The sequence below is a fragment of the Aquimarina atlantica genome, assembly GCF_000626715.1.
Classification (GTDB): domain Bacteria; phylum Bacteroidota; class Bacteroidia; order Flavobacteriales; family Flavobacteriaceae; genus Aquimarina; species Aquimarina atlantica.
On sequence record NZ_AQRA01000004.1, the window covers coordinates 131,500 to 146,165 of the forward strand.

At 31.0% G+C, this 14,666-nt stretch carries 14 protein-coding genes and 2 tRNA genes; 9 read left to right on the forward strand and 7 right to left on the reverse strand.

The window, feature by feature from the left end; genetic code table 11:
- Positions 1-221 precede the first annotated feature (221 nt).
- The 4 genes from ATO12_RS09545 to ATO12_RS09560 all read left to right on the forward strand — a co-directional run bounded on the left by ATO12_RS09545 (position 222) and on the right by ATO12_RS09560 (position 4,602).
- The gene (locus ATO12_RS09545; protein WP_051575715.1) at positions 222-2,456 is read left to right on the forward strand and encodes a tetratricopeptide repeat-containing hybrid sensor histidine kinase/response regulator; all 2,235 of its coding nucleotides are present in this window, start codon (positions 222-224) and stop codon (positions 2,454-2,456) included.
- Positions 2,457-2,578: 122 nt separating this feature from the next.
- Complete coding sequence (locus tag ATO12_RS09550) at positions 2,579-3,748, forward strand: trans-sulfuration enzyme family protein (RefSeq protein ID WP_034241497.1); 1,170 nt, start codon at positions 2,579-2,581, stop codon at positions 3,746-3,748.
- 3 nt (positions 3,749-3,751) lie between these two features.
- The gene (gene bshB1 / locus ATO12_RS09555) at positions 3,752-4,468 is read left to right on the forward strand and encodes a bacillithiol biosynthesis deacetylase BshB1 (RefSeq protein ID WP_034241498.1); all 717 of its coding nucleotides are present in this window, start codon (positions 3,752-3,754) and stop codon (positions 4,466-4,468) included.
- Between the two features lie 58 nt (positions 4,469-4,526).
- Positions 4,527-4,602 (forward strand) — tRNA-His (locus ATO12_RS09560).
- Positions 4,603-4,674: 72 nt separating this feature from the next.
- Here ATO12_RS09560 and ATO12_RS09565 read toward each other — a convergent pair.
- A complete protein-coding gene (locus tag ATO12_RS09565; protein WP_034241499.1) occupies positions 4,675-5,733 on the reverse strand; it encodes a M28 family metallopeptidase in 1,059 nt (352 codons plus the stop codon).
- Positions 5,734-5,904: 171 nt separating this feature from the next.
- Here ATO12_RS09565 and ATO12_RS09570 point away from each other — a divergent pair.
- Positions 5,905-5,989 (forward strand) — tRNA-Ser (locus tag ATO12_RS09570).
- 91 nt (positions 5,990-6,080) lie between these two features.
- On the opposite strand, the gene ATO12_RS09575 is transcribed toward ATO12_RS09570, so the two are convergent.
- From ATO12_RS09575 to ATO12_RS09585, 3 genes are all read right to left on the reverse strand, one after another.
- Positions 6,081-6,614 carry a flavodoxin family protein gene (locus ATO12_RS09575; RefSeq protein WP_051575716.1) on the reverse strand — a complete coding sequence of 178 codons (534 nt, stop codon included), beginning with the start codon at positions 6,612-6,614 and terminating at the stop codon, positions 6,081-6,083.
- Positions 6,615-6,731: 117 nt separating this feature from the next.
- Positions 6,732-7,331: a flavodoxin family protein gene (locus ATO12_RS09580; protein WP_034241500.1), complete on the reverse strand. Its 600-nt coding sequence runs from the start codon at positions 7,329-7,331 to the stop codon at positions 6,732-6,734.
- A gap of 27 nt (positions 7,332-7,358) precedes the next feature.
- A complete protein-coding gene (locus tag ATO12_RS09585) occupies positions 7,359-7,745 on the reverse strand; it encodes a hypothetical protein (protein WP_034241501.1) in 387 nt (128 codons plus the stop codon).
- A gap of 197 nt (positions 7,746-7,942) precedes the next feature.
- Here ATO12_RS09585 and ATO12_RS09590 point away from each other — a divergent pair, with 197 nt between their 5' ends.
- Complete coding sequence (locus tag ATO12_RS09590) at positions 7,943-8,701, forward strand: BRO-N domain-containing protein (protein ID WP_051575717.1); 759 nt, start codon at positions 7,943-7,945, stop codon at positions 8,699-8,701.
- 163 nt (positions 8,702-8,864) lie between these two features.
- On the opposite strand, the gene ATO12_RS09595 is transcribed toward ATO12_RS09590, so the two are convergent.
- On the reverse strand, positions 8,865-9,305 hold the full coding sequence (locus tag ATO12_RS09595) for a GNAT family N-acetyltransferase (RefSeq protein WP_034241502.1): 441 nt from the start codon (positions 9,303-9,305) through the stop codon (positions 8,865-8,867).
- Between the two features lies 1 nt (position 9,306).
- Positions 9,307-10,545 carry a YncE family protein gene (locus tag ATO12_RS09600; protein WP_034241503.1) on the reverse strand — a complete coding sequence of 413 codons (1,239 nt, stop codon included), beginning with the start codon at positions 10,543-10,545 and terminating at the stop codon, positions 9,307-9,309.
- A gap of 244 nt (positions 10,546-10,789) precedes the next feature.
- Between ATO12_RS09600 and ATO12_RS09605 the strand changes: the two genes are divergently transcribed.
- Positions 10,790-11,581, forward strand: a complete 792-nt coding sequence (locus ATO12_RS09605; RefSeq protein ID WP_034241504.1) for a LytR/AlgR family response regulator transcription factor — start codon at positions 10,790-10,792, stop codon at positions 11,579-11,581.
- A 1-nt stretch (position 11,582) separates the two neighbouring features.
- On the forward strand, positions 11,583-12,650 hold the full coding sequence (locus tag ATO12_RS09610) for a sensor histidine kinase (protein ID WP_081802020.1): 1,068 nt from the start codon (positions 11,583-11,585) through the stop codon (positions 12,648-12,650).
- Positions 12,651-12,684: 34 nt separating this feature from the next.
- Here the strand turns inward: ATO12_RS09610 and ATO12_RS09615 are convergent, their stop codons facing one another.
- Complete coding sequence (locus tag ATO12_RS09615) at positions 12,685-13,356, reverse strand: SGNH/GDSL hydrolase family protein (protein WP_240486118.1); 672 nt, start codon at positions 13,354-13,356, stop codon at positions 12,685-12,687.
- 263 nt (positions 13,357-13,619) lie between these two features.
- On the opposite strand from ATO12_RS09615, the gene ATO12_RS09620 reads away from it, so the two are divergent.
- A complete protein-coding gene (locus tag ATO12_RS09620) occupies positions 13,620-14,435 on the forward strand; it encodes a hypothetical protein (protein ID WP_034241507.1) in 816 nt (271 codons plus the stop codon).
- Positions 14,436-14,666 lie beyond the last annotated feature (231 nt).

The window sequence follows — 14,666 nt, forward strand, 5'->3', positions numbered from 1 at the left end:
CTTATAGAACAATAATTACTGTATAATTTTAATTATTTATATTTATATAGTTTTTTCTAATCATAGAAAGATTTTTTACAAAACGAATCAAATTCCTACACAAACATCCGTTTACCTACAAAAATTACGGATAAATAGCACTTTTTTTACGGTGAATTACACTGCGTTAAATCTATTTTTGTATTTTCGTCAACGTAAATAAACCAAGAATTTATTGAACGTTGAAAAATTTTATTCAACATATAACTATATTATTTTTAATAAGCTTTACTCTTACTGTACAGTCTCAATCTTCTATAACTTCTGATAGTATTCAAAGTTATATTGAAAAAGCTGAGAAGTTACAGGAAGAATACAAGTACGAACAATCTTTGGAAATAGCTCAAGCTGCACTTCATTATGCACAATATAATAATGATGATAAGAGTCTTGGGTATATAAATAATATTATTGCCAAAAATTATGAAACTAGTGAAGATGATAATGAAGCCAGAAGATATTATAGAAGAGCATTAACCTATGCTCGAAGTTCAAAGAGTGAAGTATTAGAAACAGATCTATACAATAACCTTGCTCGAGTATATACCAAACACAACCTTACACGTAAACAAGGAGTAGGGTATTACAAAAAATCTTATGAGTTTGCCGTAAGGTTAAAAGATACTATAAGAATGATACGTCCATTATTAAATCTTGGAGAATATTATATTTCCAGAAATGATTTTGACAGTTCTTATGAATATCTGGCACCGGCAAGAAAGTTGATTCATCAAAAGTCTTCTAATCTGGATAAAACCAAACTAAATAGCCTTTTGGGAAAATATTTCCTTAGTGTACGAAAGTTTAAAAAATCGGAAGAATATACAGATAAAGCAATATCATATGCCATTGGTGAAACTAAAAATAAAGAAAATAACGATGAGTTAATTTCTAGATATTATGAAGAGTTGGCTTCTGCATACGAAACCAAATCGGGTCTATATGTTAAACAAGATGACTACAAAAAGGCATACAACTATCAGAAAAAACAATTTCAAAATATATTACAGGCAAACAATCATAAGAAATTAAAAGAGCTTAGACGTGCCAATATTAAGTATGAAGTTGATATTTTTGAAAAAAGAGCAAAAAAGGCAGAATCTGAGAAAAAAGAAAGTGAATCAGAAGTTGTAAAATGGAGAATTAGTATTATCCTGGGGATCATTCTAATTCTAATATCATTAGCTTTCTTAATTAGTTCTTATAAGAATAATATACAAAAGAAAAGGCTTAACAATGATTTACTAGACAAAAACAAGGAATTAATAAGTGCCAAAGAAACTGCAGAGCAAGTATCTACTTTAAAATCTCAGTTTATCTCTACTGTAAGTCATGAACTTAGAACACCGCTATATGGCGTAATTGGACTTACGTCTCTATTAATGGAAAACCCTGACAAAAAGAAGACCAATGAATATTTAGAATCTTTAAAATTTTCTGGTGATTATCTTTTAGCTTTAATTAATGATGTTTTACAGTTAAGCAAAATAGAAACTAATGAGGTTAAACTCGAAAAAGTATCTTTTGATATTAGAACACTCATAGAAGGGATTGTTAACTCTCTTCATACCAAACAAAAAAGCAACAACAATACTGTTCATATTGATATAGACAAAAAAATAAATACCACTTTACTTGGAGACTCGGTAAGATTATCACAAATTTTAATAAATCTAATCGGTAATGCTCTTAAATTTACCAAAGATGGAAACATTTGGGTTAATGTAAAATGTATTGACAATAAGGAAGATAATTATATTTTACGATTTATTGTTAGAGATGATGGAATAGGAATCCCTAAAAATAAGCAACAAACAATTTTTGACAACTTTGCACAGGTAAAGAACGAAAACCAAGAATATGAAGGTACAGGATTAGGATTAGCAATTGTTAAGAAATTAATTCATCTTCACAATAGTGAAATTCATATAAGAAGTAAAGAAAACCAGGGATCTGAATTCTATTTTGATCTGTACTATGAAAAAGCTGTAAAAGAACAGCAGATTTCATTAAAGACAGGAGAAAATTTAAGTATCGGAACAAGCAATTTCTATGTTCTTATTGTAGATGATAATAAAATAAATCAAATTGTCACTCAAAATATCCTTAAAAAGAAAGGATACACTTGTAATATTGCAAACAATGGTATGGATGCAATCGAAATGTTAAAAAATGAAAAGTTTGATTTGGTATTAATGGACATAAATATGCCTGAAATGAATGGCCTTGAGGCTACCAAAGTAGTACGAACTTTTAATACTAATATTCCGATTATAGCACTTACAGCTGTTGAAGAAGGAGAAATAAGAAATCAAGCTTTGTCAGTAGGCATGAATGATGTAATCATTAAACCTTATGACACTCAACAATTCTTCCAGACAATAATGAGAAACATCTCAAAAGTAAAAATGATATAGCCCAGTTAAAAAGGGCGAAACGAAATCTGTTATATTCGATCATTTAATCTGTTAAATCTTATCTGATTTCTTCTGAAAGTCTTAATTTAGATGCGATAACTATAAGATTTACCACATTCATTATGAACACAAAAAACATGGGGTTTAATACCATCTGTACTCATCATGGCGAAATTAAGGATGAACAATTTAAAGGAGCTATATCGCCAATTTATATGTCTACCTCTTATGCTTTTGAAGGTGTAGATGTAAAACGTTATCCCAGGTATTTTAACACTCCCAATCAAGAAGCGTTGTCTAAAAAAATAGCTAAGCTCGAAAAAGGAGAATCTTCTTTGATTTTTGGTAGTGGTATGGCAGCGATAAGCACTACACTATTTGCATTTTTACAGAAAGGAGATCATATCGTTTTACAACGTACACTCTATGGGGGGACTGCCAATCTCATTAATGAAGAGTTTAAAAAACATGGTATAGAATTTTCTTATGTAGATGCTCAAACCCCAGAAGGTTTTAAACAAAAAATACAACCTAATACCAAAGTAATCTATATAGAAACACCTTCTAATCCTCTACTCACAATTATTGACATTAAATCTATTGCTGATTTAGCAAAAGAAAATAATATTGTTACTATTATAGATAACACTTTTGCGTCTCCTGTAAATCAAAATCCAATTCTATTTGGTATTGATATCGTTATTCATTCTGCTACCAAATACCTGGGAGGCCACAGTGATATTCTAGCAGGGGCTGTCATTTCTAGCGAGAAAAATATCGATCAGATATTTCAGGTTGCTAAGAACTTTGGTGGCAGTTTAAGCGACTTTACAGTATGGATGTTAGAGAGAAGTATAAAAACACTGGGCATTAGAGTACAACGCCAGAATAAGAATGCGCTTAAACTTGCTAAATGGCTTAAAAAACATGAAGATATTGCCAGAGTCTATTATCCTGGATTGAAATCACATCCCGACCATGAGATTGCTAAAAAACAAATGACAGGTTATGGTGGTATGCTATCTTTTGAATTAAAAGAAGGCATAGATGCCAGTAAATTTCAAAAAGAATTAAAGCTAATAAAAAGCTCTATGAGTCTTGCCGGAGTCGAAAGCACTATACTATCCCCTACCCTTACCTCACATGCATTACTTACCGAAGAAGAACGAAATTTGCAGGGGATCAAAGATGGGTTATTACGATTAAGCGTAGGAATCGAAGAAAAAGAAGATTTAATGCAAGATATACAACAAGCCATAGAAAAAGTAAAAGTCCCAGAATTAGAACATTAAAATATGAAGTTAGATATTCTAGCCATAGGAGCTCATCCTGATGATGTAGAACTAAGTTGTTCAGGCACCATAGCCAAAGAAGTTAGTAGAGGTAAAAAAGTTGGAATACTGGATCTTACCCGAGGAGAACTAGGAACAAGAGGTACTCCCGAAATTAGAGATCAGGAAGCAAAAAATGCTTCTAAGATCCTAGGAGTTGCTACCCGCGAAAATTTGGGTTTTAAAGATGGGTTCTTCATAAATGATCAACATCATCAATTAGAGGTCATAAAAAAAATAAGAAAATATAAACCCGAAATTGTACTGTGTAATGCAATTGTTGATCGCCATATAGACCATGGCAAAGGAAGTAAACTAGCTAGTGATTCTTGCTTTTTGTCGGGATTAAAAAAAATTGAAACCACTCTTGATGGTGTAAATCAAGATCCATGGAGACCCAAACACGTATATCACTATATACAATGGGCCAATATTGAGCCTGACTTTGTCGTAGATATTAGTAGTCATATCGATAAAAAAATAGAAAGCGTTATGGCATATACTTCTCAATTTTACGATGCAGGTAGTAAAGAGCCTGTTACTCCTATCTCGAGTAAGAATTTTATTGAAAGCGTAAAGTATCGTGCTGCCGATTTAGGACGAATAATAGGTGTAAATCATGCCGAAGGCTTTACCGTAGAACGCTATATAGCAGTCGATTCTATTTTTGATTTAATTTAATTCAAAAAAATGTTTGTAGAAAGCTATAAATACTTTATTTTTGCACCCGAAATTAAATGGTGGTTGTAGCTCAGTTGGTTAGAGCGCCTGATTGTGGTTCAGGAGGTCGTCGGTTCGAGACCGATCTTCCACCCTTTATAATAAAAAGCCCTTTTTCAAGGGCTTTTTTGTTTCATTATAGTTTGTGTTTTATTTTAACCATCTTATTATTCACCTTCTTTAGCACCATCAACAATAATTCTCTCTGCTCTATTTGCTACTTCCCAGGCGGTATAAAATACTAACTTTGCTCTTTTAGTCATGAGTTCATATTCTATTTTATCTGGTGTATCGGTTGGTTTATGATAATCCTCATGTACTCCATTAAAATAAAATATGATAGGAATATTATGTTTTGCAAAATTGTAATGATCACTTCTAAAATAAAATCGATTAGGATCGTTTTCAGCATTATATGTATAATCCAAATCTAATTTGGTATGCTCGGCGTTTACTTTTTCGCTGATATTGTGTAATTCTGTACTTAACCGATCGCTACCGATTAAATAGACATAATTGCTTTTATCCTTTCCCTCATGTTTTTTATCAATTCTTCCTATCATATCGATATTGAGGTCGGTTACTGTATTTTCTAAAGGAAAAACAGGGTTCTCTGTATAAAATTTAGAACCATACAATCCTTTTTCTTCACCTGTAACATGCAAAAATAAAATAGATCGCTTTGGCCCCTTACCATCTTTCTTTGCTTTCATAAAGGCATCTGCTATTTCTAATATACTTACTGTTCCAGAACCATCATCATCGGCACCATTATAAACATTATCATCTTTATCAATCCCTACATGATCATAATGCGCAGAAATCACTACAATCTCATCAGGTTTTTCTGTACCTTCAATAAACGCCAATACATTCTCTGAAGATTTGATACCTCCCCTAAAATAGCTTTCTGGAATTTCCTGATAATAATCATCTCCTCCTAAAGGAGAAGGGATACCCATTCTTTGGTATTGCTTTTTTAAATATTCTGCGGCTTTCTTCTGACCCGGCTCTCCTGTATCACGTCCTTCAAACTCATCTCCTGCAAAAACGTATAAATAATCTTTTAATTCTTTAGCAGTAATGCTTTCGGCATAAGTAACTGCAGTTAATTCTGTATTCACACTAGTATGTGAATCTATTTTTGGGTTAGTAGGTGTAGAATTTTGTGAAGTCCCACAACAACTGACTATAAATGAGCTAACTAGTATTATAGTATTTTTCATGTAATAATTTAATTAATAAAGCACAATATACTCAATTCATCTCATATGAATAAGGGAATACCCTTTTTAAAGAAAATATCTCTTAAATTATTTTAAATTTTTCTTTTTAGAATTAAAAAAGGTTTTATATTTGCACCCGCATTCAGGGAATACCTGATGAGACTAAACACTGGAGAAATGGCAGAGTGGTCGAATGCGGCAGTCTTGAAAACTGTTGAGGGTCACACCTCCGGGGGTTCGAATCCCTCTTTCTCCGCAAGGAATGTATTAAGTTCCTATAAAAGCCCATAAATATGATTTTTATGGGCTTTTTAATTCTTACACTTTTTAGAGAAAACCATCAAAGTTTATGTCGTTTCTTTTTTAGCTATATATGTTTCTAAAAACTTATGATATATATCTACTTTTTTTAACCTTGTAAGATCTTCTTGAGTTACTTTATAAGCACCTTTACGCTCTTGTTCTGGAGTAATGAATGTTCGGGTTTCGAATTCTATGATTACTTTAGGCTCATAATCCGCCAATTTTCTTAATTGAGCCATAATTTTTTCTTTTTGCGTATCGCGACCAGAACACAATGTTATAAATGAATAGTTTGTAAGGTATTCTTTGTTTTTTTTGATAAAGGTTTTCATCGGATGCGCTATGATATAGTTCCAAATAGGAGCCACCAAAACAATATGGTGGTAGTCATTCCACAAGATGTTTAGTTCATTGATCCTAGGAAAACGATTAAACAACATATCTAACATAATCCTGAACATCCCTCGTTTTTTGGGTTCGGTGATTTGCAACAGATCTGCTTCCAGATCTTTGGCTAGATCTTTAGCCAATAATTCATTGTTTCCAGAAAAGGAAAAGTAAACGATTAGAGTTTTCATAATGGTGCATTTTGTGTAAGAATTATTTGAAAAACGACTTAAATTCTGGTAACTGCGAAAGCAATAATATCATCTACCAGATCATAAATCAAGTAGTAAAACCATAACTATTTTAAACTATTTCTGAATTCTTTCAGCTATTTCTTTTCCAAAGTCATTTGCCATTTCTACAGCAATTTTACTATTTGATCTTTTTGTTTTTGATTCGGTATTGGGTTTCATTAACCAAAATACTCTTGAATCAATAAGTATGGCTTCTTTTTGTTTGATCAACTCTTCAAGCAAACGTTGAGATCTTTTTGTAGAGCCGCTACCTAAAGTGATCGCAACTACATGCTTTCTCTGTAAATAATCTATATTTTTTATGTGATCACGAATTGCTTTATCGGGAGCCCAATTATAAGTATTCGCACAGAACACATATAAATCAAAAGACTCTTTTTCAAATTTTTTGGCAGCAGCTACTGTAACCACTTTTGATCCCCAACCCTTCTCTAACAAGCCTTCTGCAAATGACTTGCTTACTTTTTCATCAAGATTATAAATCGGATCAGGGTCATAAACAATAAGTGCCTTCTGATCGCTATTAGCCGACCCAACGACAGCAATCTTTTCAGGTCCTTTTTTATCCACAATAACAGTAAGCACTATCCAAACAATCAATGTTAATCCCAATATTACCAGAATATTTATCATGATCCTTTTTCTTCTTTTCATTATCCGTAATTATATTTTTTAAAAAGATTAATATGGAACCAGTTCATATCCTGCATTCAGCAAGAGAACTCCTACTAAAAACAGAAGTACGTATAACACTTGTACTAATTTTATATTGATAAATTCTAACCATTTGGCGGTTCCTTTCGGAAAGATAAACAGCAACAACCCCATACCTAATGAAATCCAACCTATGACAGTAATGATAAATTTCCAGTTTGGTTCCCATATATTATGAAAAAGGATGTTGAGTAATCCCACAATAATTGTTATAAATGAAGTTATAATTACAAATTTTTGATCTTTTAAGTCCTCAAAAATCTGTTTGATCCTATTGGGGTTAAAACTCAATACGAAGAAAAATATAATCAAATACCAACCCCAAAATTTTGCTAAAAATATAGATATGTCCATAATAAACTTTTATATGATCCATCTCAAATATAGAAACTACACTCCTTTTTTAATATGACCAATGTCATTAGAGCATTCTTTAAAATCTACTCATAAGTCTAGTGTTGCGATAGCACTTAAATATTTAAAAATCTGATAATTATCATTGTGAGATAATTCATATGCAATTATTTTTATTTTTCTGAAAAACCACCATAATGAAACCTGAAATCGTAAAAAAAGGAACTAATTATTTTCAGCAGCTAACATCTGTAGAAATCAATAATCAAATTTGGTTCATTGTTGATGAAGTAGTAAAAGTGCTTGAGTTAGGAAATCCGGATGAAGTTTGGAGTACACTGGATATAGAAGAACGTTTTGCTACCGAAATATTTTATAATGGAGCTCAAAAAAACGCGAACCTGATTTCTGAAAGTGGTTTATATTCTTTAATTTTTAAAAGTACCACAAACAGTGCTAAAAAATTTAGAAAATGGGTCACTAATCAGGTTTTACCGCTAATACGTGTTAGAGGGTATTATACTACAAAGCGATTAGAAATACCCAATTTTGTAATCCGGTTTAATGATAATTGGGATCGCATATCTTCTGGCTATTTTTCGATATTAAGCGAACTTTTTATTAGGTTATATGGACGGTTTGAACAAGAAGGGTATATTTTACCCAACAAAGCTTTAGACGGTAAAGAAATACGGCCAGATATTAGTGTTTCTATTCATTTTGAAAAACATCTTGAAGAAAATTATCCACAATATAACCGTGAATTTAAAACCTATCTTCATCGATTACCAAATGGTAAAGAAATAGAAGTGAAACAATACAGGAATCATTTGCTTCCCACATTTATAGATTTTGTAGACAATCATTGGTTACCCGAACATGCATATACCTATTTTAAAAGTCGTGATAAAGAAGCCTTAAAATACCTTCCAAAATTAATCGGATCAGAAGCTTGATATCACACTTTTTATTTCGATTCGTAAAATAAGTAACGGTACAAATTCTCTACATTGTTCCCGAAATATTTTATCATGACATTTTTATACCTTAGTTAATTATGATCGGTTATCTTATGAAGATTTTCACGTATATCTCTCAAAAAAGGAATTTTACAAACGATCATGTTTTCATTTTATAGAGATGTAAATCTTTTCCCCAATAATGTTCTTCGATATGATATGTTTTTAATCCAAATTTCGCATAAAATTGATATGCATGCTGCGAAGTCCAAACTTCAATATTATGTATATCTACGTTTTTTTCTATCTCTTCTAAACAGTGCAAAATCATTTTTCTGCCTATCCCTTTACCTTTAAAATCCGGGTGAATAAAATCCCACGAAAGCCTTGCGGTAGTATCATCACTCTTATGATAACCTCCACAACCAATTACCTTATTCTCTTTCTTTACAACAAAATATGTTTTACCATGTGTCTTTAAGTAGCCTGTAAGGTCTTCCCATTCTTTTTCGGCAAAATACTCGGGAACATTTAGAAAAAATATATTCTTGAGTTCGGGTAACTGTTCTTCTCTATATCTAATAATTTGCTCTTCAAGCATTTTAGAAAGGATTAAAAATTCTAATTCTTTGTGGCTCCCATTTATCTAGTAATGGGATGTTCTTTTTATCATAAAAAGGCCATTGACTGTTTGAAATATAAAGATATCCCATTTCTTTATAAAATTTACCATTGGTAGGCTCTCCTTTATACGATAATGCATTATCCAAAATTTTGACTTTAGTCACTTTATTAACACCTATAGTTAGTTGTATCACCTTTTTAGGGTTAGAATTATTTTGAATAGCCACCAATGTAGTATCATTAATATAATTTAAACCATCTATACCTTTTAATAAATACGACTTGGATTCATACCACATTCTATCAGAAAAATCTGCTAAACTTAATTTCATAATCCCTTTTATATAATCGGCTATAAATAGATGCTGGTGCGTATGATCAAGAGTTATCCCTTGTAAGTTAAATGCCTCTTTTACCTCAAAAGAATTTTCGAGCACTCCTTTATTGGCATCTATTACAAATATTTTGGGCGACACAGAATTAGTTGCATATATTTTATTGTTTTTAGCTAAAACCATACTTCCAATAACAGCTTCTTCTGGTATTTCTATTTTAGCAAGTACGCTTCCATTTTGGGTATTTATCTTATACACAAATGATTTGTTATTTTGCTCTTTATCATATTTACTATAATTCGGAAACATAGAAGATGATACCCAAATAGAGTTCTTATCTACTCCTTTTATAATTGCAAAAGCAGCACCTGCTAAAGATAGAAGTTCTTCAGACTTTTTGGTTTTTAGATTATATTTAATAACAAATCCGTTTCTTACATCTGTGAGATAAGCCATGTCTTCTACCACAACAATATCTTCGACATGATATTTGTTTGATATTTCAAAAAGAACTGAGCTTGATTCTTTTTGAGTTGAAAAAAAGGAAGCTTTTTTCTTTAAATCGTTTGCAAACCTCTTCTCTGCTAAAAGAGATTTAAAATCTTCATCCTCAAATTTTAATTCTGAGTTCCAACTCAGCAAAGTACTCAAAAGTTCAAAAGCTTGTTCATTCTTACCATTAAGCGTATAAGAAGCCGCCAAATTAAACAATATAGTAGGCTGCGAAGGGTGTAACTCTAAAGCTTTTAAATTAAGTTTTTCAAAGGCTTCAAAGTTTTTATCCTTATACGCTTCAATACTCTTTTTATAGAGTTCATTTAAGCTTTGTGTATACCCTGTTAAAGTTACCAGAAGAAAAAATATGAGTATTTTAAATTTCATGATCGCTATACTTTTATATGATAATCTATACATCAAATATGATAAATTACTATGTGAAAAATTGAATGAAAATATCATGAAATAGCTCATAAATATCATTTTTTTGACCATTTGGTAAATGTTTCGTTTACTTACGGTTATTTCTATACTTCGATGTGTTTTAAAAAATGATTTGATACTATGAATTAAAAGTTTAAATTATAAACGGCTTAATAAAACTACATACTTACCTAGATTCATTATTATGAAAATACTTATTGTTGATGATGAGGCTTTGGCCAGAAAGAGGATTTTAAAATTGATTATTGAAGCCAAAGTAACCGATTCTATTTTTGAGGCATCGTCTGGTAAGGAAGCTATACAATATATTCGTGAGTTAGAGCCCGATCTTGTTTTCTTAGATATACAAATGACAGACATGACTGGTTTTGATGTCTTAAAAAAAGTGCATCCAGAATATACTCCTACTATTATTTTTGTAACTGCTTTCGATAGTTTTGCTGTAAAAGCATTTGAAGTGCAAGCAATTGATTTTTTATTAAAGCCTTTTAAAAAAGAACGATTTTTTGAAGCTTTACACAGGGGAATCAATCGTATCAAAATAAATGAAAAAGAAATCTTTTCCTCAAAAATGAATAGCTTAATTCAATTTCTAAAAAATGAAGAAACAAGCATATTAGAGGAGCGTAACACCTATTTAGAACGAATTGTTTTAAAACTAGGAAAGAAATATTATTTTGTAGAAACCAGCGATGTAAAGTATATCGTTTCATCTGCCTACTATGCCGAAATTTTCACGTATTCGGGCCAAAAACATGTATATCGTATTTCTATGAGTGATTTTATTAAAAAATTAGATCCAAAAGAATTTATTCGTATAAACAGGTCAACTATCATTAGATTGAAAGAAATTAAAGAGATTATAGGAGAAGGTATGGGAGATTATAGTATTATCATGAACGATGAACAATCATTCTCTTTAACAAAAACATATAAAGCGTCTTTTCTAAAGAAAATTGATATTAAGAATTCTTAAAATGTTAGATAAAAAACTTTTTAGATTTATAGTTCTCTTTTATATTTTGGCATGCCTCTTCGGTCTTGTTAATGCTCTTTTTCAAAAAATAAGCGGAGTTTCACTTAAGTCATTTACCTGGATTGGGCTTATCATGAATTACTTGTTTAATTATGGTACCAAGTTCATATTTATTATACTATCAATCATATTTACGAGAGTTTATATTATGCACAAATTCTCTCTACCCATTAGCATCATTATTCACACTCTAATTTCAGTTTTATTATCATTGTACAGTTCGATTCTACTATTGGGATATGAAAAATATATCCTGGGATTTACCGATGTCATTGATATAAAAGTAATTTTATTAAGGTTAGCTTATAGTTCTAATTTTAATTTTTTTGTCTATTTCACGCTAATCACCATTCTATATGCTTATTACTATTTTAAAAAACAGAAAGATCAGGAAATCAAAGAATCTAATTTAAAAGCGCAATTGCTGGATTCAAAAATTAAAGTCTTACAATCACAGCTACAACCACATTTTCTATTTAACGCTTTAAACGACATCTCTTCTTTAATGGATATTGATATTGAAAAATCACAAGATGCATTAGCCGATTTAAGTGAAATGCTAAGAAAAACACTAAGTATCAAAGATGTAAAATATATTACTTTAGAAGAAGAGTTATCAATTTTGAATAAGTATTTAGATATTGAAAAACTACGATTTGGAGAAAAATTAAATTTTAAAATTGATATTGCTGATTGTATATTACTAGAAAAAGTACCTCCACTTATCTTACAACCTATTGTAGAAAACTCTATAAAACATGGTTTTTCATATACCCATGATACAATTGTAATTGGTGTAAAGGTTTTTATTCTACATGATGATATTGTTTTCGAAATAACTAATAATGGAGCACAATTACGACAAGAAAAAGTTGTTTTTGGTAATGGTATCAGTAATGTTTTAGAGCGAATAGACACCTTGTATCAAAGTAATTATTCATTTGAAATTAGAAATAATGAAAATTCTGGAGTGATCAATTGTATAAAAATACCAAGAATTTTTGAATAGGTTAAGCGCTCTTAACATTTTACAATATAAATAACTACTTCAAAAACAGTGACTCTACAATCACTTTGGCTGCCGCCCTACTACCAGATAAAGAAGGATGAAATTGATCTGGACTGTAATATAAAAAATCGTTAGTGTTATCAAAATGTTGTTTCCAGACTTTTCCTACAGGACATAGTATCGCCTTATTTTTGATTGCTGCATCTGTATAGTTTTTAATTACACCATCAAAAGTATGATAGTATATTCTCGATGGCCACACCATAAAATAAGCCAATTTTGAGCCATTTGCGTTACATAAGTTACTATACTCTTTTCCAGAGTTAAGAAGCATTGCTCTCCCATCTGCCTGGGACGAAGGCCCTTGCTGTACAATCACAAAGTCATATTTCTTTGTTTTAATCAGACGTTGAACTTCTTTATCTGCCCAATGATCTACGATAGCATAATTAGGCTTAGCCAGCATGGTAGTCGTAACCATAATCCCCTTTCTTTTTGCTTCTTGTGTTACTAATCTGGGTAAATTATTGCTATAGGTTAAGCTGTTACCCACAAACAAAAGATCATATTCTTCGCGCGACATATCATTACTACCATCTTGTTGATCAGAAGTTCTGATACCTGATTCTTGTGTAATATGAGTAGATGAGCAAGATATACACATCATACATAACCCTACAAATAGTATAATCGTTCTGTTAGCCATTGTGTTTTATATAGATATAAATAAGGACATAAGTTTATACAAATATTCTGGTTTTGGAGATTAATGATATCGATAATCCATTTTTTGATAATAACACATTACAAGTTGATATCTGTAATTTTAAAAACCAACCAATTACTGATACTTCATCAAATTTATAATGAGTTATAACATAACATAATACCCCATAACAAATTACAATAACCTTTTTACATACGAGATCTATACATTTGGATTTCAAACTTAAAACTCACACATCAATTATGAAAAAATCATTTTTAAAAAGAAAGTCAAAATCATGGACAGCCCCCGTATGTATTCTTGTATCTATTTTTATTTTTTTTGCTTGTCAGCATGAAGATAGTGATGAACAAAGTACTGAATCTATCGACGAAGATGCTACATATTCTCTAGCTAAGATTTTAATTTCTAACGGAACAGAATTAGATTTTTTTGCAGTTAAAGGAGAAAAAGGCATTGGTATCGATGAATATACTCGTTCAGAAAATCCCCTAATTAAAATGGATGATAACGAATCTTTTTTGGAATTATATCTAAAAATAGCTCCGAAAAATGCTGAAATTCCTTCTAGGTTAATCGAAGATCATGGTAAAGGAGCCCAAAAGTTAATCTCTGGAAGAAAAATTACTAACAATGCAGGTAAAATAGTATCGATAGATATGAAATCTGTTTCTTTTGAAATAGAAACTAAAGAAAACACAGACGAAACAAAAAGTAGTTGTTTTCTAAATTGCTATTCTTTATCAGGTAATTCTGGTGGCCCCTATAGAAAATGTAGTTGGAACAAAGCTTCTAGTTTTGGAGTAAACGACGGAGGTCATAAAAGACGACATATGGAAGCATTAACCAAAGCATGCGATGGTAGATGGCAACATAAACTACAGGTAAGAAGTTTTAAAAAATGGAAAACTAAAATTACCCGGACTATCGAAAGTGGATGGACGCGAAGAACTAAATATCGTGATATACGTAGGTCTCATAAAATACAAAGAGATACCAAAGGTAATGGTCCTCACGATGCTGATGCTTCATCAAAATTCTGGTCTGGTAAATTCTAGAAAACTAACTTTCAGTTATTTAAATATTTAACTAATCTTAAAAACCGTAAAGTGCATTTTTTTTTACGGTTTTTTTTAATGTATTTTCACTACTTCGAAGGTAGATTGCATACCTGGTAGGGAATATACAAAGTAAAACGTTATAATTAATACTGCTAAGAAAGAGATTAATATATCAAAAATTACTTTTTCAATACGTCTCTTTTTATTGAAAGGCAAATCACCTAAGTA